Below are 19,147 nucleotides of genomic sequence, written 5' to 3'. Positions count from 1 at the left end.
GGTGACATCCGCGATCAGGCGAGGACCGGCCTCGCCCAGGCCGGGGCCGGCCGCCGATCGGGAACGCCTCCAGCGCTACCCGTTGCGCGACCTGCCGCCCATCACTCGGCCGTGCACCGCGCCCGGTCCGAGACGGCCTGCTCCGCGACGCACTTCTGGTCGATCACGGCGGCCACCCCAGGCATGTCCTTCACGGCGTCGGTCACCGCCCCCCAGTCCGTGTCCGGCTTCATCGTCAGCCGGAAGGACTCGGGGACGTCGCCGACGGCGAGGGCGTCGGCCAGCTTGCGGTCGCCGGAGTCCAGCAGGTGCCGCCGGACGTTCGCGTAGGCCGTCCGCCTGTCCTCGAACGTGATCGATTTCACCTCGGGTCTCGCGCGCAGGACCTGCTCCAGCTCGCTCTGCTGCGCGGCCGTGATGCCCGTTCCCGGAGTGGCGGGCGCCGGACGCACCCCATCGCTCCCGCCCCCGTCCGGCTCGGTGACGGCCCCGCACGCGGGCAGGGGCGAGCCGTCGTGACACAGGAAGACGGCCATCTCCGGTTGGCCCTTCGTCCACCCTCCTGACAGAAGACTGGACGCCCCCGTCGCCACCATGACCGTTTCCCGCTCGGACGGGGCGAGAAGGACGGCGCCGACGGCCCCCGCGAGCGCCAGCCCCAGGCCCACCGCCACGAACCGCACGCGCGGCCGGAACCCGCGCCGCTTCGGTGGGATCAGCGGCCGCAACCTCGCCGGCTCGACCGTCGTCCCCACCGCGGCGAGTGCGTCGCGCAGCCGGCTTTCCACACGGTTGTTCGCCTGTCCTACGTTCACTTGTTCTCCCCAAGCGCTCGGCCGAGAGCCTTCAGCCCTCTGGCGATCGTGGACCGCACGGTGCTTTCACCGATGCGCATGACCTCGGCGACCTCCGCGTCGGAGAGGTCGAGGTAGTAGCGCAGCGACAGCGCCTCGCGCTGCCTGCGCGGCAGCCGGCTCAGGGCCAGCAGCACCTCCTGGCGATCCTGGTCCACCAGCGCGGCGCTCTCGGCAGACCGGACCGGCGGCTCGTACGGCAGGGCCCTCCTCAGCCGGACCGCCCTGCGCCGCAGCACCGATCGGCTGCCGTTGAGCACGGCCGACCGGACGTAGGCGAGGGCACTGCCGGGATCGCGGAGCGTGGACCTCCCGGCATGGGTGCTGGTGAACGCCTCCTGGACGATGTCCTCGGCCGTCGCCTGATCACCCACCATGACCACGGCGAGACGGACGAGACCGACGTGATGCTCGGCGAAGATCGTCGCGACGTCCACACGTTCCCGAGCTCGTGGCTCCCTGTCGGGGAGCAGCTCTACTTCCATACCTCAGAGACGCCCGGCGCCCCGATCCGCTGCTCGCCCCGCGCGACGAGTCTCATCGGCCTTCCACCGGCCCGGGGCCGGCCGGTGTACCGCGCGGGACGGGCTGACCCGCGTCACGGGCCGGCCAGGCTCTCCTCCCAGCGGTCCTGGGCCGCCAGGACGTCCTCCGCGTGGTCGAGCGCCCACGTCCCGACCGCCTGGATCGGGCCCAGGAGCGACTGTCCCAGTTCGGTCAGCTCGTACTCGACCCGCGGCGGAGCCTCGGCGTACGCCCGCCGGACGACCAGGCCGTTGAACTCCAGCCGGCGCAACGTCTCCGTCAGCACCTTGGGACTGATCCCGCCGATCTGCGCCCGCAGCTCGCCCGGCCGGCGCGGGCCGTGCCGCAGCGCGCACACCACGACGGCGTTCCAGGTGTTGGCCAGCAGATCGAAGGCGAGTCTGGCCTGACAGTCGGCGAGCAACAACGTAGATCCTCCGTTAGGCACCGAATGGTGTGCGACGCGATTCCTACGATCCTTCCGTAAGCAAATTTCTCACACGAACGGAGAACGGCATGCGGATCGGCATTCTCGGGGCCGGCAACATGGCGGACGCCCTCGGCACGCAGTGGTCGCGGGCCGGCCACGAGGTCATGGTCAGCGGGCGCGACCAGATGAGGCTGGCGGCGCTCGCCGACCGGATGACCGCCGCCGCTGGCGGCTCGCCGGTGCTGCACGGGACGTGGGCGGAGGCGGCCGAGTTCGGCGACGTCGTCATGGCGGCGGTGCTGGCGGAGGGTCTGACGGAGGTGCTCACCGCCGCCGGCCCGGCCCTGCGGGGCAAGCCCCTCATCGACGTGACCAACCAGTTGCCGGGCTTCGACGTCACGCGTCCCATCTCCCGCCTGGCCGCGGACCTCACAGGCGCACACGTCGTGAAGGCCTTCAACCTGGCGCACGTGGACGTGTGGCGGATGACGCCGCCGGTCTTCGACGGCCGCCCCCTCGCGGTGCCGCTGTGCGGCGACGACCCAGACGCCCTGTCGCGGGTCCGCACCCTCGTCACGGACCTGGGCTGCACCCCCGTGGACGGCGGCGGGCTCGACCGGGCCGTGCTGCTGGAGGCGACGGCGGTGTTCGTCATCGGCCTGTGGTTCGGCGGAGCCGACGCGCAGGCCATCCTGACGCCCAGGGAGTTCGCCGGCGGCTGAGAGTTCCGGCCGTGGCCGCGGAAAACGCGGTGCGGCATGAGGATCGCCGCCCTACGATCTGCTGCATCGTCAACGAGAGGGCAATCATGACCTGCAAAGTTCGCCTCGTCCGGAGCCCCGAGCTGGCGCAGACGGTGGAGTACGCGTACGCGGCCGTGGCGGACGTGCCGATGCGGGCCGTCTGGGTGGCGGGCGCGTGTCCCCTGGACGGCGACGGCGCGACCGTGGCCGTGGGTGACGTGGCCGGCCAGACGCACCAGGTGATGCGCAACCTGGTCACCGCGCTGCGCAGTGCCGGTGCCGAGTTGACGGACGTGGCCAAGACCACCGTGTACGTGGCGTCCTCCCGCCAGAAAGATCTTGGCGAGGCCTGGCGGGTCTATCGGGAGTACATGGGCGATCACGACGTGCCCAGCACGTTGCTCGGCGTGGCGGTCCTCGGCTACGACGACCAACTCGTCGAGGTGGAGGCCGTCGCGCTCCTGCCCGGCGAAGGGGATTGAGAGGCGGGTCGCGAAGACGCGGCCCGGATGGCGGGGGAGACCTCAGGCCGGGTGGCGGGCGAGGTGGTCGGCCCGGCGGATGGGTTCGGGGAGGCGGAACCGGGGCGACAGGCGCAGCACCTGTTCCGCGGCCGTCTCCAGGTCGATGCGGTGCCCCTGTGACACGTACACCGGCTTCACCCCGTCCCGCGTGCGCAGCGCCCGGCCCACCGTCGCGCCGGCCAGCACGATCGGTGTCCACGCCCCTCGCTCCGGAGCCGGGGCGGTGTGGGCGCCGACGAACGGTGTCTTGCCGACCCCCAGGGCGGGCAGGCCGGTGAGGACGCCGAGGTGACAGGCCAGGCCGAACCCTCGGGGGTGCGCCAGCCCGTAGCCGTCGCACACCAGCAGGTCGGGCGTCACCGTGAGCCGTTCGAGCGCCGCCACCAGCGCGGGCAGCTCGCGGAAGGCGAACAGTCCGGCCACATAGGGGAACTCGGCCTTGCCGGGCACCGTCACCTGCTCCACGACGGACAGCGTGGCGGCGTCGAGCACCACCACGGCGGCGGTCAGCCGCTCGTCGTCGACGTAGTGCACGTCGAGTCCCGCCACCAGCGTGAACGCACGCGGCCCGGTCAGCTCCACGTGAAGCCGTAGTCGGTCCTGGATGGCCTCTGCCTCGGCGACAGTGGTCGGCCACGGGTGAAGCTGGTTTACACGCACGCGATCAATGTACGCCGTCTCCACACGGGTCAACCGCAGTCGCGTGCTATGCGGGCAGGCCCCTCTCGTCGGGAACGCAGTGCGTCATCTGCAGGCCGGTGACGTCGCGCGGGCCGTTCTTGCCGAGCTGGGACAGCCGCTGGCGCTCCTCGTCCGTCAGCACCTGGCCCGGCAGCGGCTCCAGGTGCGCGACGTCGGCGGCCGTGATGCCGAGGCCCTGGCCGACCCGCAGGCCGAGCTCGTCCTCGGCCATGAGGAAGTGCCAGACCATCCGCTCCTGCACCGGGCGGGCGCACTGGCTGATCAGCGTGACGAGGTTGTGCACCAGGTCGTCGCGCTCCCACTGGTGCATCAGCAGGTAGCGCTGGCCCGCCTGCTTGTAGTCGTTCGTCCGGGGGATGCGCCGGCGCGTCAACCGGCCTGTGATGACCGGCCCCACCTCCTGGCCGGGTGAAGGCGCTTCACGCAGCCCGCCGGTGATCGACGGCTCGTAGTTGACGTGCGGGTTCTCGCCGGCTCCGTCGACGTGGTACGCCATCATGCCGTCGCGCTGGTTGGTCCGGACGTCGGCGTTCTTGGCCTGGTTGACGGGCAGCTGCAGGTAGTTCGGGCCCACCCGGTAGCGCTGGGTGTCGCTGTAGGAGAACGTCCGGCCGACGAGCATCTTGTCGTCGGAGAAGTCCAGCCCGTCGACCAGCACGCCGGTGCCGAACGAGATCTGCTCGTTCTCGGCGAAGATGTTGGACACGTTCCGGTCGAGCACGAGGCGGCCGACCGGCCTGGGCGGGAAGTCGTTCTCCGGCCAGACCTTCGTGTCGTCCAGCGGGTCGAAGTCCAGCTCCTCGTGCTCGTCGTCGGACATGACCTGCACCAGCAGCTCCCACTCGGGGTAGTCGCCGCGGTCGATGGCGTCCATCAGGTCCTTGGTCGCGTGGCCCAGGTCGCCGGCCTGGATCGCGGCGGCGTCCTGCGCGGTGAGGCTGCGGACGCCCTGCTTGGGCATCCAGTGGTACTTCACCAGCAGGGTCTCGTTCCGGTCGTTGACCCACTTGTAGGTGTTGACCCCGAACCCCTGCATGAACCGGTACGTCGCCGGGATGCCGCGCGGGCTGAACAGGTTGACCAGCATGTGCGTCGACTCCGGAGTCTGCGACATGAAGTCGAAGATCCGGGCCGGCTCCTGGCGGAACGTGACGGGGTCGGGCTTGAGCGAGTGGATCACGTCGGGGAACTTGATGGCGTCCCTGATGAAGAACACGCCCAGGTTGTTGCCGACCAGGTCCCAGTTGCCGTCCTCGGTGTAGAACTTCACCGCGAACCCGCGCGGGTCACGCGCCGTCTCGGCCGAGTCGCGGCCGCCGATCACGGTCGAGAAGCGGACGGCCACGTCGGTGCGCTTACCGGGCTCCTGGAACAGCTTCGCCCTGGTGAACCTGGAGATCGGCTCGTCGCCCAGCTTGCCGTACGCCTCGAAGTATCCGTACGACGTCGTGCCCCGCGCGTGGACGACCCGCTCGGGGATGCGTTCGCGGTCGAAATGGCTGATCTTCTCCAGGAAGTGGTAGTTCTCGAGCGTGGCCGGGCCGCGGGCGCCCACGGTTCGCTGGTTCTGGTTGTCGTAGACGGGTTGTCCCTGCCTGGTGGTCAGCATGGGCCGGTCGTCGCCGGTGGTCATGGGTTCCGGCTCCCTCCTTGTGACGGCGTTCCGCGCATACGTATCCCGTCTGAAGGTCGCTAAAGGTCGCGTTGGGAGATCTTCTGTAGGGTCGGGGCCATGAGGCATGCCGTGGTGGTCGTCGGGCCCGGTCTGGCCGCCGATCCGGCCCTGCTCGACGAGACGGCCGGACGCGAGTTCGCGGCCCTCGGGGTCCGCGGCACGGTCGCGCACGCCGCCGACGGGGCTCAGTTCCTGGCGCACGTCCGCGCCGCCACGTCCCCGGACCCGGCGACGACCCCCGGCGGTCCGGGGGGCGAGCGGGGCCGGGCGGTGGTGGTCGTCCCCGGGCCCGATCCCGGGGCGCGGTCCCTCATGACGGCGGCGATGGGCCCGGTCGTGTGGCTGGACCTGGCCCGGGTGGACCACGCCGAGGTGGGGGAGGGCGGCTCCCACCTGCACGGGCGCGGCATCGAGGGGCTGCCCTGGGCGATCAGGCACGCCGTCGGCCGCCTCGCCTGGCCGCGCCGCCGCGTCCCGTACGGTCCGCACCACGACCAGTGGGCCGAGCTGTACCTTCCCCGGACACCGCCCGGCGGGTCCCCGCCACCGGTCGTGGCGCTCGTGCACGGCGGCAACTGGCGGTCGGTCTGGGCCGCCGACCTCATGGACGCGCTCGCCCTCGACCTCGTACGCCGCGGCCTGGCCGTCTGGAACCTCGAATACCGCCGCCCCGACCTGCACGGCTGGCAGGCCACCACCGCCGACGTGGCCGCGGGACTGCGCGCCCTGGACGGCCTGGACGTCCCCGTGGACCGGGCCCGGACGGTGCTGGCCGGCCACTCGGCGGGGGCGCAGCTCGTCCTGCGCGCCGCCGCCGACGGGGCCCGCGCCTCGCTGGTCGTCTCGCTCGCGGGGATGCTCGACCTGGTGGAGGCGGCCCGGCGATGGCTCGGCGCGGGCGCGGTCGCCGGCGCGCTGGGCGCCGCTCCGGACGAGGCGGCCCAAGTGTACGGCTCGGCCAGCCCGCTGCACCGGCTGCCGATCGGGGTGCCCCAGCTCGTCGTGCAGGGGACGGGCGACGAACTGGACCTGGTGGATTTCGGCCGCCGGTACGCCCGCGCCGCCCAGGCAGCCGGGGATGATGTGACATTTCTGGAAATGTCCGGCGACCACTTCGCCGTGATCGACCCTCGCACCCCCATCTGGCACGCCACCGCCCGAGCCGTCCTCGGCGAAACCCCCGACTCCCCACGCTGACCACCCCCGCAAGGGAGTTCCGCCGCGCGCCCGGGATCCGCGCGTGACACCGTCCTCCGGCTATGATCATCAGATTTCGGACGCGCGTACAGGGACGGGGACAGCCGTGGGCATTCGCGCCGGCGCGGGCGGCGCCGCCGGGCGGTCTCCGCCGCCCGGCCGCCGGTCAGGGCGCGGACCCGGCCGCCGCGTACGGCTCGCCCGCGTGCAGGACGACCTGGGCGAAGCGGGCGGCCACCTCCCGCCAGATGGGCGTCGAGACGGGCTCGTCCGCCACCGCCCGCGCGTACACCTCGTCCGGGTCGAACCCGTTCACCTCCCAGGTGCGGATGCGCTCGGGCAGCACCTCCGGGTGGAACTGCACCCCCCAGGCCCGCGAGCCGACCCGGAACGCCTGGTAAGGGCAGGCGGCCGTCTCGGCCAGCCACACCGCCCCCGGCGGCAGCGCGGTGATCGCGTCGACGTGGTGCTCGATGGCCGGCACCACCCCCGGCAGGTCGCGGAACAGCGGGTCGCCCGCCGCCTCGGGCCGGAGCGTGACCGGCACGCTGCCGTTCTCGGGCGCGCCCACGTCGCCCGTCACCTCGCCGCCCGCCACCTCGGCGACCATCTGCCCGCCCAGGCAGATGCCGAAGAACGGGACGTCCCGCTCCAGCGCCTCGGCCACCAGGCTCCGGGTGGGCGCCAGCCAGGGCGCGCGGTCGTCCTCGCCGGGCAGGTAGCCGCCGCCCATCATGATCATGGCGTCGTGCCGGAGGGCGTCGGGCACGGCCGCGCCGTCGTAGGCGTGGACCACGTCCAGCCGCAGCCCCGCCTCCTCCAGCCAGCCGCCGAACCGGCCGGGGCCGCCGCTGCGGCTGTTCTGCACGACCAGGACCTCACCCATCACAGCTCTCCAACCGGCCGGCATCCGCGCCGGCCCTCGTCGCGGGTACCGCTCCCGTGGTGAACCACTGGGGAACCACTGGTGGACCATGCCGGGGCGGGGGAGCGAAACCGCCGTCCGGCCGTGCCCCCGGCGGGTCACGTGAGACCGGCCGCCTGGGCGGTGTGGCGCAGCAGGATCGCGGTGGTGACCGGGCCGACCCCGCCGGGCACCGGCGTCAGCGCCGCCGCCCGGCCGATGACCGCGTCGAAGTCCACGTCGCCGGTCAGCCCGCCGTCGGGCGTGGGGTTGGTGCCGACGTCGATCACCACCGCGCCCGGGGCCACGTGCTCGGCGCCGATGAGGCCCGCCCGGCCCACGGCGGCCACCAGCACCTCGGCGGTGGAGGTGACGGCCGCCAGGTCGCGCGTGCGGGAGTGGCAGACGGTGACGGTGCAGTGCCGGTCGAGCAGCAGGTGCGCCAGCGGCTTGCCGACGACCGTGGACCGGCCGACGACCACGGCCCTGGCCCCTCGCAGTTCGACGCCGTGCCGGTCGAGCAGCGCCAGCACCGCCGCCGCCGTGGCCGGCGCGAACGCGGCCAGCCCCGCGGCGAGCCGGCCGAGCGAGAGCGGGTTGGCGCCGTCGACGTCCTTGGCCGGGTCGATGGCGGCGGCCAGCTCCTGCGCGGAGGCGCCCTCGGGGAGAGGCGTCTGCAGCATGACGCCGTGCACGTCCGGATCGGCGCCGAGCCGCTCCAGCGTGGCCCGGATCTCCTGCGGGCGGGCGGCCGGGCCCAGGTCCACGAGGTCGCAGGCGATGCCCACGCCCTCCGCCGCCTTGGCGATCGACCGCACGTACCACAGGGTCGCCTCGTCGGCGGTGGCCACCACCACGGCCAGCCTCGGCCGGGGACGCCCGGAACGCCGCCCGGCGGACACCCGCTCGGCGGTCTCGGCCCTGATCGCCGCCGCCAGTTCCCTGCCGCGCAGCTCCACGCCCGCCGGTGCGGTCCCGCTCGTGTGTTCCGTCACGACGTGATCTCCTCGCGCACCGCCGCCGTCACCCGTTCGGCCCTGGCGACGGCCGCATCCACCCCGGCCAGCCGCTCGCGCAGCGCGCCGGCCACGGCCTCGTCCTTGATGCCGCCCACGTTGACCTCGACGTTCACCCGTCCGGTGGTGAGCGCGGCGCGCGCCGCCTCGGCGGCGGCGGCGACATCGGTGACGACGTTGCGGTTGCCGATCGGCAGCAGCGCCTCGCTCAGCTCGACCAGCCGGGCGGCCGTCTCCACGACGGCGGCGGGCGGCTCGGCGGCGCCGGCGAGGGCCGCCGCGATGGCCGCGCCGCGGTCCTCGCCCTTGGGCAGCCGGTAGGCGTCGGTGACCGCGGTGAACGCCGCGGAGTCCTCCTCGGCGAGCCGCAGCGCCCGCTCCCGCAGCGTGTCGGTCTCTGCCGTCACGGCGGCGATGGTCTCGGCGTGCGCGGCGTACCTCTCGCCGGTGCTGTAGCGGGCCACCATGCCCAGCAGGGCCGCCGCCTGCGCCGCGTGCAGCGCCGCGCTCGCCCCGCCGCCGGGTGCGGGCACCCGGTCGGCCAGCCGGTCCAGGAAGTCGCCGATCTTCGTCTCGCGCATGGCGGCATTCTGCCAGCCCGCGTCCCCGTCACTCGCGGTGCATCGGCCGGGTGACGTCCTGGGATCCCGGCGAGGGGTACCGCGGAGGAGGCGCGGCCTCGGGAGCGCCGGGCCGGTCGCCCTGGTGACCGCCCTGGTGGCCGCTCACGTAACCGCCGTGCGGGCTCGGGCCGGGGCCGGGGCCGGGCGGGTAGGGAGCTCCGTACCCGTGGCCGGGCGTGACGACCGCGGGCGGCCGCGCGGCCCGCCAGCGCGACGGGAACGCCGACGCCACCAGCATGGCCACCCCGAGCACCAGGAGCATCCACGTGTAGAGCATGGTCCGGAACCCGAGCCCGAGGACGCCGTCGAGCAGGCCGTCGGGCAGGACGCGCACGCCCGACAGCTCCACCACGGGCACCAGCCCGACCGCGGTGTAGAGCAGCCCGCCGAGGAGCGAGGCGACCGGCGACAGGCGCGAGCCCAGCAGGAACGCCAGCAGCACCCCGGCGACCACGAGCGCGCCCAGGCCGGGCACCGACGCCTGGAGGTAGCGCTGGAAGCCCACGGTGATCTCGCCGACCCCGTACGCCAGCGCGAGGGCGGCCGGCGGCGGGAGCAGGAGGCCGGCGACCAGCCCGAGCAGGTGACGCACAGTGTTGGACATCCTGGCCGACCCCCGTCATCCGGTTAGGGCCACAACCTACCTCGTGGACTCCCGCACGACGAGATCGGGCTGGAACATGATCTGCTGGTGCGCGTGGGTGTCGGGGTTGTCGCACTCGTCGAGGAGCAGCTCCGTGGCCACCCGCCCGAGCTTGTACGTCGGCTGGCGCACCGACGACAGCGACACGGTCGAGGCGGAGGCGAAGTCGATGTCGTCGTACCCGATCAGCGAGACGTCGTCGGGCACCCTGACCCCGGCGTGCAGCAGGCCCCGCAGCATGCCCAGCGCCAGCAGGTCGTTGGCGCAGAACAGCGCGTCGGGCAGCGAGCCGTCGGCGAGCAGCTTCTCGGCGGCCTGCTGGCCGGCCCTGGCCGTCATCGCCGGCATCGCGATCTCGACGAGGCTGCCGGGGTCGCGCCCGGCTGTGGCGAGCGCCTGCTCGGCGCCGCGCCGCCGGTCCTGGCACTGCCGGATCGTGGCCGGGCCGGTGACGTAACCGAGGCGCTCGGCCCCGCCGCCCAGCAGGTGGGCGACCGCCATGGCGCCGCCGGTCACGTCGTTGACCGCCACCGCGCACTGGCCCGACTGCTCGGCCGGGTGGTCCACCAGCACCATGCTGATGCCGCGCTCGCGCAGCCGGTCGAGCCGGGAGGCGTCCTCGTCGGACGGCGTGATCAGCACGCCGCGCACCCGTTGCTCGGCGAAGACGAGCAGGTTGCGCTCCTCCTTCGCCCGGCTGCCGGAGGAGTTGCCCAGGATGACGGCGTAGCCGCGCTCGCTGGCCACGTCCTCGACGCCGGCCGCGACGTCGGTGAAGAACGGGTTGCCGATGTCGATCACCGACAGGCCGATGGTGCGGCTGTGGCCGGCCCGAAGCGTGGAGGCCGAGCCGTGCCGGACGAAGCCGAGGTCCTTGATGGCCGCCTCGACGCGGGTGCGGGTGTCGCCGGCGACCTTCTCGGGGCGGTTGAGCACGTTGGACACGGTGCCGGGGGACACCCCGGCCCTGGCCGCGACGTCCTTGATGCTCACTGTCCCCATGGCCGTTCCCGTGGCTCGTAGGTGCGCACGTCAGCGCTCCGCCGTACCAGATCCCGCATCTGCGCCAGGTCGCCGACCAGGCCGCGTGCCCGCGCCTGCACGAGCGCGTTGCCGAGCGCGGTCGCCTCGACGGGCCCGGCGACCACCGGGAGCCCTGTCGCGTCGGCCGTCAACCGGCACAGCAGTTCGTTGCGCGATCCACCACCGACCAGATGGACGACCTCCACCTTCCGCCCGCTCAGGCGGGTGGCGTCGGCGACGGCCCGCTGGTAGGCGAGAGCGAGGCTCTGCAGGATGCATCGTACGGCCTGCGCCGGACCCTCCGGCGCGCGCTGCCCGGTACGGGCGCAGTAGGCGGCGATCCGGGCCGGCATGTCGCCGGGCGGCAGGAACGTCGGGTCGTCGGGGTCGACGACTATGTCGATCCGGACCCGCTCGGCCTCGGCCAGCAGGGGCGCGAGGTCGGGGGAGCCCCAGACGCGCAGGCACTCCTGCAAGATCCACAGGCCCATGACGTTGCGCAGGTAGCGGGTCGTGCCGTCGACGCCCGCCTCGTTGGTGAAGTTCGCCAGGCGGCTCTCCTCGGTGAGCACCGGGGCCGGCAACTCCACGCCGACCAGCGACCACGTGCCGCAGGAGATGTAGGCGAAGGCGGGCGCGGCGGCGGGCACCGCCACGACGGCCGAGGCGGTGTCGTGCGAGGCGACCCGCGTCACCGTGGTGGTGTGGCCGATCTCCTCGGCCACGTCCGGGCGCAGTGGCCCGGCCGGGTCCTCGGTGACCGGCGGCAGGACGCGGCGGGGCAGGCCGAGCCGGTCGACGAGGTCCCACGCCCAGTCGCGGCGCGTCACGTCGTACAGGCCGGTCGTCGAGGCGTTGGTGCGCTCGGCCCCGATGTCGCCGGTCAGCCAGTACGCGAGCAGGTCGGGGATCAGCAGCATCGTGGCGGCCCGGTCGAGCAGCCCGTCGCGGCCGTCGCAGCGGAGCTGGTTGACGGTGTTGAACGGCAGGAACTGCAGCCCGGTCACCCCGTACGGGTCCACCCGCTCGGTGAGCCCGGCGGTGCGGCCGTCGCGGTAGTGCACGGGGTTGCCGATCAGCCTGCCGTCGCCGTCGAGCAGCCCGTAGTCCACGGCCCAGGAGTCGATGCCGATCGACTCGGCCGGCCCCGCCCGGCGCAGCCCGTCGAGGATCTCCCGGTACAGGCCGAGCACGTCCCAGTGCAGGGTGCCCGACACCCGCACCGGCCGGTTGGCGAAGCGGTGCGCCTCGGTGAGCTCGACCTTCTCGTGCGTGATGTCGGCGGTCATCACCCGCCCGCTCGAAGCGCCCAGGTCCACAGCGGTGAATCGCATCCTCCGATTAAAACGTATCAATCACGATCCCGCCATATCGCCGAGGCGCCCATTGACGCCCGCAGGCCGAAGCCCCTAGATTCCGGGACCATCCCTTTAAAACGTTTGTTGCGCGGAGGACGGATGAGTGCACTCTCCACACGCGCTCTCGCGCACGCGGGCAAGCCCTTCGGAGCCGCTCTCGCCACGAACGCCCGCCGGTGTCCACCCTCCCGGCGGCGGCGCGGACCCCACACCACCGAAGATCATCCAGTGACCGGAAGCGAGGGAAGGTCGCCATGCAACGCGTGTGCTTCCTGCTGAAAGTGCGCAGTGAGCGACTCGACGAGTACCGCGAACGCCACCGGGCCGTGTGGCCCGACATGATCGAGGCCCTGCGGAAGGCGGGCTGGGGCAACTACTCGCTGTTCCTGCGCGAGGACGGCCTGCTCGTCGGCTACCTGGAGACCGACGACTTCGAGGCCGCCCAGCGGCGGATGGCGCAGACGGACGTCAACGACAGGTGGCAGGCCGAGATGGCGCCCTTCTTCGAGGCGGGACGGCCTGACGAGGGGTTCCTCACCCTGGAGGAAGTGTTCCACATTGACTGAATCGGGGAAGAACTTGATCAAGGAAGAGCTCCGGCGGCAACGCATCGAGACGCCGTCCTGGGCCTACGGGAACTCAGGCACCAGGTTCAAGGTGTTCGCGCAGAAGGGGGTGCCGCGCGACCCGTACGAGAAACTGGCCGACGCCGCCCAGGTGCACCGCTTCACGGGCGTCGCGCCGACCGTGGCGCTGCACATCCCGTGGGACAAGGTCGACGACTACGCCGACCTGGCCCGGCACGCCGCCGAGCAGGGCGTGCGCATCGGCGCGATCAACTCCAACGTCTTCCAGGACGACGACTACATGCTCGGCAGCGTCACCCACCCCGACCCGGTGGTCCGCAAGAAGGCGCTGGCCCACCTGATCGAGTGCGTGGACATCATGGACCAGACCGGGTCCGACACGCTCAAGCTGTGGTTCTCCGACGGCACCAACTACCCGGGCCAGGACGACATCCGCGCCCGGCAGGACCGGCTGGCCGAGGCGCTGGCCGCCGTGTACGAGCGGCTCGGCGACGACCAGAGGTTCCTGCTGGAGTACAAGCTGTTCGAGCCGGCCTTCTACACGACCGACGTGCCCGACTGGGGCACCGCCTACGCCCACTGCCTCAAGCTCGGCCCCAAGGCCCAGGTCGTGGTCGACACCGGCCACCACGCCCCCGGCACGAACATCGAGTTCATCGTGGCGTTCCTGCTGCGCGAGGGCAAGCTCGGCGGGTTCGACTTCAACTCGCGCTTCTACGCCGACGACGACCTCATGGTGGGCGCGGCCGACCCGTTCCAGCTCTTCCGCATCATGTACGAGGTGATCAGGGGCGGCGGGTACACCGAGGACACGGCGTTCATGCTCGACCAGTGCCACAACATCGAGCCCAAGATCCCCGGCCAGATCCGGTCGGTGATGAACGTCCAGGAGGCCACCGCCAAGGCGCTGCTCGTGGACCGCGAGGCGCTGGCCGCCGCCCAGCGCGCGGGCGACGTGCTCGCCGCGAACGCCGCGTTCATGGACGCCTACAACACCGACGTGCGCCCGCTGCTCGCCGAGCTGCGCGAGGAGATGGGCCTCGACCCGGACCCGATGGCCGCCTACGCCAGGTCCGGATACTTCGACAAGATCGCCACCGAGCGGATCGGTGGCGCGCAGGCAGGATGGGGAGCCTGATGCAAGCCGCACGACCGCAGGCCGTACAGGAACTGCTGGACCGATCGCACGCGCTCGGCGCCGACCCGCGCAACACCAACTACGCGGGCGGCAACACCTCCGCCAAGGCCGCCGCGACCGACCCGGTGACGGGCGACGACGTCGAGCTGATGTGGGTGAAGGGCTCCGGCGGCGACCTCGGCACGCTCACCGCCGCTGGCCTCGCCGTGCTCCGCATCGACCGGCTGCGCGCCCTGACCGGCGTCTACCCCGGCGAGGAGCGCGAGGACGAGATGGTCGCCGCGTTCGACTACTGCCTGCACGGCAAGGGCGGCGCCGCGCCGTCCATCGACACCGCCATGCACGGCCTCGTGGACGCCGCCCACGTCGACCACCTCCACCCCGACTCCGGCATCGCCATCGCCACCGCGGCCGACGGCCCCGCGCTGACCGAGCGGATCTTCGGCGACCGGGTCGTGTGGGTGCCCTGGCGGCGCCCCGGCTTCCAGCTCGGCCTCGACATCTCCGCCATCAAGGCGGCCAACCCCCAGGCCGTCGGCTGCATCCTGGGCGGCCACGGCATCACCGCCTGGGGCGCCACCAGCGAGGAGTGCCGGGCCAACTCCCTGGAGATCATCCGCACCGCCGAGCGGTACATCGCCGAGCACGGCCGGTCCGACCCGTTCGGCCCCGTGATCCACGAGCCGCTGCCCGAGGAGGCCCGCCGCCGCCGCGCAGCCGAGCTGTTCCCGGTGGTCCGCGGCCTGGCGAGCACCGACGTCCGCCAGGTCGGCCACTACACCGACTCGCCGGAGGTCCTCGACTTCCTCGCCCGCGCCGAGCACCCCCGCCTGGCCGCGCTCGGCACGTCCTGCCCGGACCACTTCCTGCGCACCAAGGTCGCCCCGCTCGTGCTGGACCTGGCTCCGAACGCGCCGCTGGAGGAGGCCGTGGCCCGGCTGCGGGAGCTGCACGCCCGCTACCGCGAGGAGTACGCCGCCTACTACGACCGGCACGCCACGCCCGACTCGCCGCCGATGCGCGGCGCGGACCCGGCGATCGTGCTGGTGCCCGGCGTCGGCATGTTCAGCTTCGGCAAGGACAAGCAGACCGCGCGGGTGGCCGGCGAGTTCTACGTCAACGCCGTCAACGTGATGCGCGGCGCCGAGGCGCTGTCCAGCTACCAGCCGATCGCGGAGTCGGAGAAGTTCCGCATCGAGTACTGGGAGTTGGAGGAGGCCAAGCTGCGGCGCCTGCCCGCGCCCAAGCCGCTGGCCGGGCGCGTCGCCCTGATCACCGGCGGCGGCTCCGGCATCGGCGCGGCCACCGCCCGCAAGCTGGCCGCCGAGGGAGCCTGCGTGGTCGTCGCCGACCGCGACGTCGCCGCCGCCGGCAAGGTCGCCGCCGAGCTCGGCGCCAAGGCGCTGCGGGCCGCGGACGTCGCGATCGCCGCCGAGGTGGACGTCACCTCCGAGGAACAGGTCGCCGAGGCCGTACGGCAGGCGGTCCTCGCCTTCGGCGGCGTCGACCTGGTGGTCAACAACGCCGGCCTGTCGCTGTCGCGCTCCCTGCTGGAGACCACGCTCGCCGACTGGGACCTGCAGCACGACGTGATGGCCCGCGGCTCGTTCCTCGTCTCGCGCGAGAGCGCGCGCGTGCTGATCGACCAGGCGATGGGCGGCGACATCGTCTACATCTCCTCCAAGAACGCCGTCTTCGCCGGCCCCAACAACGTCGCCTACGGCGCCGCCAAGGCCGACCAGGCCCACCAGGTGCGGCTGCTCGCGGCCGAGCTGGGCGGCCACGGCATCCGCGTCAACGGCATCAACCCCGACGGCGTGGTGCGCGGCTCCGGCATCTTCGCCTCCGGCTGGGGCGCCAACCGCGCGGCGGTGTACGGGGTCGAGGAGGAGCGGCTCGGCGAGTTCTACGCCCAGCGCACGCTGCTCAAGCGCGAGGTGCTGCCGGAGCACGTGGCGGCCGCGGTGTTCGCCCTCACGGGCGGCGAGCTGTCGCACACGACCGGCCTGCACATCCCGGTGGACGCCGGCGTGGCCGCCGCCTTCCTCCGCTAGCCGCCCCCGCGGTGCCGATGCCGTGCCGCACGAGCGGCGATCTTGTCGGTGCGGTACGGCATGATCCGGCACCGTGGACGACGCGGACAAGCGCGCGCTGCGCGCCCGGGTGCTCCGCGCCGAGCACCCGGACCTCACCGAGCTGACGGAGCTGGTCACCGGCGCGGCCGAGAGTGACCTCCACTGGCGCGAGGAGCGCTGGCTGGCTCACCTCGCCGACCTGGCGCTGCGGCTCGGGCCGGACGACCGGCTCGCGCTGTGGCCGGCGGTCGAGCGGCTGGCCGGGGCCGTGGAGGAGAGTCAGGTCGATCCGGACGAGCGACGGCGGCTGCTGCGGCGGTTCGCCGAGGTCCATCCGCGGCCGCTGAAGCTGCCGCTCGGGCCGGGCGGCTGGGCCGCGGCCGTCCGCGCCCACCTGGGCGACGCGCCGGCTCCGGAGGTGGTGGAGCTGATGCGTCACCTGACCACGGTGGGCGGGCCGCGGCCGTCGAAGACCTGGCGCTCCCGCTGCCTCGACCTCCTCGCGCCGGACGAGGCGCGGCGGGCGGCCCGGTTCGCCTTCGACGCGCTCGTCACCGCCTCGGAGTCGATCGGCTCCGGCTTCGCCTTCCGGGTCTTCGTCTCGGAGGCCGACTCCGACCTGGCCCGCGGCCTGGTCTGGGCGGCGGCCCTGAGCGACGGCGCCACAGCCCGGGAGGCACGCCACCGCGATGACGCCCGCGCGGCAGGCGGCGGAGAGCCCGCGGCCGGTGGTGGCGACCTGGAGACCGGTGGTGACCTTGCGACCGGTGGTGGCGACCTGGAGACCGGTGGTGACCTCGCGACCGGTGGTGGCGACCCGGCGGCAGGTGGCGGCTCGATCGTCGCGGCGCTGGCGCGGCTCGCCGAGCGGGCGGCCGGCGACATGCTCGTGTGGCGGCTGGCGGGCAGCGCGCTCAACGCGCTCGCCGTCTGTGCGGGGACCGGCGCCGTCGAGGCGCTGCACCGCCTGCGGCGGACGATCACGTCCGGGGCGCTGCTCAAGCAGGTCGACACGGCGCTGGCCGTCGCCGCCGCGGGTGCGGGCGTCACCGCCGCCCAGCTCGTCGAGCGCAACGTGCCCCGCCACGGCCTGGCCAACGACGGCACCCGCACCTGGGAGCTCGGGGAGCGGACCGTGACGCTGGCGGTGCGCGATCCGGCCGCCGTGCGGCTGACCGCGGGCACGGGTGCCGGCCGCACCAGGCTGCCCGGCGACGCTTCCCACGTCAGGGCCGTCGCCAAGGAGGTCCGGCGGACGCTGGCGGCCGAGCGGGCCCGCGTCGAGGCGCTGTTCGCCGTCGAGCGCGCCTGGCCGTACGAGGAGTGGGCGCGCCACTACCGCGACCACCCGATCACCGGCGCGGTGACGAGAGGCCTCGTCTGGCAGGCCGGGGACGGCGCCACGTTCCTCCCCGGGGACCCCGCCGACCCCGGCCGGGGCACGGTGCGGCTGTGGCATCCCGGCCGTGCCCGGCCGGAGGAGGTGGCAGCCTGGCGCGAGACGGTGACCGGGCGGCGCCTGCGCCAGCCGGTCAAGCAGGCCTTTCGCGAGGTCTACCACCTCACCCCGGCCGAGGAGGAGGCCGGGGTCGCCTCCATCCGCTTCGCCGGCCACATCGTCGACCAGCGGCGTGTCTACGCGCTGGCCAAGGGACGCGGCTGGCGGCCCGGATGGCTTGACCCCTTCCACGACGGCGGCGCGGCCGAGGCGAAGAAGGAGCTGGCCGACGGAGCGTGGCGGGCCCGGTTCGGCTACGAGGCGGTGGGTGGGGACGACCTGGCCGTGACCGGCGAGGTGCGCTTCGACCGCCGCCACGGCGCCAGGTGGCGGGAGAGCGGCCTGGCCGAGGTGCCGCCGCGGGTGTTCAGCGAGGCGATGCGCGACGTGGACCTGTTCGTGGCGGTCGCCTCCATCGCGGCCGACCCCGACGGTCTCCGGCGCGCCGGAGACCGGCACGCGGCCTACTGGCGCGAGGCGGCCTGCGGCGAGCTGGCGCCGTCGGCCGTGACGCGCGCCGACGCGCTGGCGCGGCTCCTGCCCCGCACCGCCATCGCCGGGCGGTGCGAGCTCACCCCCCGCCACCTGGTGGTCCGCGGCGACCTGCGCACCTACCGGATCCACCTCGGCACCGCGAGCGTCCTCATGGACCCCGGCGACGTCCACCTGTGCGTCGTGCCCGCGCGGCGGCCGAGGCGTGGCCTCTTCCTGCCGTTCGAGGAGGACGGCCTGCTGGCCCTCATCCTCAGCAAGGCGTTCCTGCTCGCGGCCGACGCCTCGATCGCCGACGCGTCGATCCGGCGGCAGATCGTTCCTCCGGAGACGCCGGTCACTTCTTGATGGTGTAGCTGTCGCCGTACACCTTCCAGGTCAGCGGCGGATCGAGGTCGAGGTTGCCCTTCTTGAGGAAGACCCGCTGCGCGGTGTCCACGCGGCTGGTGTCCTCGTGCGCCTCCTCCGCCTTCATGGCCGCCTTGCGGGCGTCGAGGAACGCGTTGAGGTACGTGGTCTCGTTCCCGCCCTGCGCCGGGGGCCTGGCCTTGGCGAGGGCCGACTTGCGGATGCCGCCGAAGCTCAGCCGGTCGCCGCCGGGCCCGTGCATGACCATGGCGTCGTAGTAGGCGAACTGCCCCAGCGCCCGCAGCCCGTCCTTCTTGGCCTGCTCGACCGCTGGGTTGAAGTAGACGCGGTCGCGCTCGTCGTTCTGGGCCCGCTGGAAGACCGGGTCCTTGGCCGCCGTCTTCCAGTCGCGGGTGAAGTGGGGGTCGAGGCCCTTGTGGGAGGCCGTGCCGTTGACCTTGCGGAGCGCGGGCAGGTACCTGGCCAGCACGTTGCCCGGTTTGCGTGCGGTGTACAGTTCGACGAGTTCGAGCATGTCGCCCGTCCCGGAGCAGAACCCGATGATGCCGGCCGTGTACCCGCGGTCGTCCTTGATGTCCTCGATGTAGCCGTACTGCGCCTTCCAGTCGAGCGAGGAGTTCTCCGCGCTCGACACCAGCCGCATGGCGATGTCCTTCTTGTGTGGATCGGTGAGATCGGCGGGCGCCTGGCCCGTTAAGGACAGCGTGAGGGCGAGGGCGGAGGACGCGAGGGCCGTCAACGACATGAGTGGTCCGTTCGTTAGGAAGCTTT

Annotated in this window: 19 protein-coding genes; 7 read left to right on the top strand and 12 right to left on the bottom strand. The window is 73.1% G+C overall.

What is annotated here, in order from left to right:
• Positions 1-101: 101 nt before the first annotated feature.
• The 3 genes from FHU36_RS46525 to FHU36_RS25735 all read right to left on the bottom strand — a co-directional run bounded on the left by FHU36_RS46525 (position 102) and on the right by FHU36_RS25735 (position 1,806).
• Positions 102-815: a permease-like cell division protein FtsX gene (locus FHU36_RS46525; RefSeq protein WP_185086415.1), complete on the bottom strand. Its 714-nt coding sequence runs from the start codon at positions 813-815 to the stop codon at positions 102-104.
• Complete coding sequence (locus FHU36_RS25740; protein WP_185086414.1) at positions 812-1,339, bottom strand: sigma-70 family RNA polymerase sigma factor; 528 nt, start codon at positions 1,337-1,339, stop codon at positions 812-814. The genes FHU36_RS46525 and FHU36_RS25740 overlap by 4 nt, the downstream gene beginning before the upstream one ends.
• Before the next feature lie 113 nt (positions 1,340-1,452).
• Positions 1,453-1,806 carry a winged helix-turn-helix transcriptional regulator gene (locus tag FHU36_RS25735; RefSeq protein WP_185086413.1) on the bottom strand — a complete coding sequence of 118 codons (354 nt, stop codon included), beginning with the start codon at positions 1,804-1,806 and terminating at the stop codon, positions 1,453-1,455.
• An 89-nt stretch (positions 1,807-1,895) separates the two neighbouring features.
• Here FHU36_RS25735 and FHU36_RS25730 point away from each other — a divergent pair, with 89 nt between their 5' ends.
• The gene (locus tag FHU36_RS25730) at positions 1,896-2,531 is read left to right on the top strand and encodes an NADPH-dependent F420 reductase (protein ID WP_185086412.1); all 636 of its coding nucleotides are present in this window, start codon (positions 1,896-1,898) and stop codon (positions 2,529-2,531) included.
• Positions 2,532-2,617: 86 nt separating this feature from the next.
• Positions 2,618-3,034, top strand: coding sequence for a RidA family protein (locus FHU36_RS25725; RefSeq protein WP_185086411.1), 417 nt, complete (start codon positions 2,618-2,620; stop codon positions 3,032-3,034).
• A 42-nt stretch (positions 3,035-3,076) separates the two neighbouring features.
• Here the strand turns inward: FHU36_RS25725 and FHU36_RS25720 are convergent, their stop codons facing one another.
• Together FHU36_RS25720 and FHU36_RS25715 are read right to left on the bottom strand one after the other, a co-directional pair.
• The gene (locus FHU36_RS25720; protein ID WP_185086410.1) at positions 3,077-3,736 is read right to left on the bottom strand and encodes an endonuclease V; all 660 of its coding nucleotides are present in this window, start codon (positions 3,734-3,736) and stop codon (positions 3,077-3,079) included.
• A 46-nt stretch (positions 3,737-3,782) separates the two neighbouring features.
• Positions 3,783-5,411, bottom strand: coding sequence for a catalase (locus FHU36_RS25715; RefSeq protein ID WP_185086409.1), 1,629 nt, complete (start codon positions 5,409-5,411; stop codon positions 3,783-3,785).
• Positions 5,412-5,510: 99 nt separating this feature from the next.
• Between FHU36_RS25715 and FHU36_RS25710 the strand changes: the two genes are divergently transcribed.
• The gene (locus tag FHU36_RS25710) at positions 5,511-6,650 is read left to right on the top strand and encodes an alpha/beta hydrolase family protein (protein WP_185086408.1); all 1,140 of its coding nucleotides are present in this window, start codon (positions 5,511-5,513) and stop codon (positions 6,648-6,650) included.
• A 166-nt stretch (positions 6,651-6,816) separates the two neighbouring features.
• On the opposite strand, the gene FHU36_RS25705 is transcribed toward FHU36_RS25710, so the two are convergent.
• From FHU36_RS25705 to FHU36_RS25680, 6 genes are all read right to left on the bottom strand, one after another.
• Positions 6,817-7,536 carry a type 1 glutamine amidotransferase gene (locus tag FHU36_RS25705; RefSeq protein WP_185086407.1) on the bottom strand — a complete coding sequence of 240 codons (720 nt, stop codon included), beginning with the start codon at positions 7,534-7,536 and terminating at the stop codon, positions 6,817-6,819.
• A 137-nt stretch (positions 7,537-7,673) separates the two neighbouring features.
• Positions 7,674-8,549 carry a bifunctional 5,10-methylenetetrahydrofolate dehydrogenase/5,10-methenyltetrahydrofolate cyclohydrolase gene (locus tag FHU36_RS25700; protein ID WP_312891812.1) on the bottom strand — a complete coding sequence of 292 codons (876 nt, stop codon included), beginning with the start codon at positions 8,547-8,549 and terminating at the stop codon, positions 7,674-7,676.
• Positions 8,546-9,151: a cyclodeaminase/cyclohydrolase family protein gene (locus FHU36_RS25695; RefSeq protein ID WP_185086406.1), complete on the bottom strand. Its 606-nt coding sequence runs from the start codon at positions 9,149-9,151 to the stop codon at positions 8,546-8,548. Before FHU36_RS25695 ends, FHU36_RS25700 begins: the two co-directional genes overlap by 4 nt.
• Positions 9,152-9,179: 28 nt before the next feature.
• Complete coding sequence (locus tag FHU36_RS25690; protein WP_185086405.1) at positions 9,180-9,797, bottom strand: hypothetical protein; 618 nt, start codon at positions 9,795-9,797, stop codon at positions 9,180-9,182.
• 36 nt (positions 9,798-9,833) lie between these two features.
• Positions 9,834-10,838 (bottom strand): LacI family DNA-binding transcriptional regulator, encoded by a 1,005-nt coding sequence (locus tag FHU36_RS25685; RefSeq protein ID WP_185086404.1) that lies wholly within the window; start codon positions 10,836-10,838, stop codon positions 9,834-9,836.
• Complete coding sequence (locus FHU36_RS25680; RefSeq protein ID WP_185086403.1) at positions 10,826-12,193, bottom strand: rhamnulokinase; 1,368 nt, start codon at positions 12,191-12,193, stop codon at positions 10,826-10,828. Before FHU36_RS25680 ends, FHU36_RS25685 begins: the two co-directional genes overlap by 13 nt.
• Positions 12,194-12,471: 278 nt before the next feature.
• Between FHU36_RS25680 and FHU36_RS25675 the strand changes: the two genes are divergently transcribed.
• The 4 genes from FHU36_RS25675 (at position 12,472) to FHU36_RS46520 (ending at position 18,355) form a co-directional block, all read left to right on the top strand.
• The gene (locus tag FHU36_RS25675) at positions 12,472-12,783 is read left to right on the top strand and encodes an L-rhamnose mutarotase (protein WP_185086402.1); all 312 of its coding nucleotides are present in this window, start codon (positions 12,472-12,474) and stop codon (positions 12,781-12,783) included.
• Positions 12,784-12,796: 13 nt separating this feature from the next.
• A complete protein-coding gene (rhaI, locus tag FHU36_RS25670; protein ID WP_185086401.1) occupies positions 12,797-13,942 on the top strand; it encodes an L-rhamnose isomerase in 1,146 nt (381 codons plus the stop codon).
• The gene (locus FHU36_RS25665; protein ID WP_185086400.1) at positions 13,942-15,996 is read left to right on the top strand and encodes a bifunctional aldolase/short-chain dehydrogenase; all 2,055 of its coding nucleotides are present in this window, start codon (positions 13,942-13,944) and stop codon (positions 15,994-15,996) included. The genes rhaI and FHU36_RS25665 overlap by 1 nt, the downstream gene beginning before the upstream one ends.
• A 73-nt stretch (positions 15,997-16,069) precedes the next feature.
• Positions 16,070-18,355 (top strand): DUF4132 domain-containing protein, encoded by a 2,286-nt coding sequence (locus FHU36_RS46520; protein ID WP_185086399.1) that lies wholly within the window; start codon positions 16,070-16,072, stop codon positions 18,353-18,355.
• Here the strand turns inward: FHU36_RS46520 and FHU36_RS25655 are convergent.
• Positions 18,345-19,121, bottom strand: coding sequence for a chitosanase (locus FHU36_RS25655; RefSeq protein ID WP_185086398.1), 777 nt, complete (start codon positions 19,119-19,121; stop codon positions 18,345-18,347). The two genes, FHU36_RS46520 and FHU36_RS25655, sit on opposite strands and share 11 nt — an antisense overlap.
• Positions 19,122-19,147 lie beyond the last annotated feature (26 nt).

The sequence above is a fragment of the Nonomuraea muscovyensis genome (assembly GCF_014207745.1).
GTDB lineage: Bacteria > Actinomycetota > Actinomycetes > Streptosporangiales > Streptosporangiaceae > Nonomuraea > Nonomuraea muscovyensis.
The sequence above is the reverse complement of the archived record's forward strand: the minus strand, read 5'-3'. Positions and strand labels throughout refer to the sequence as shown.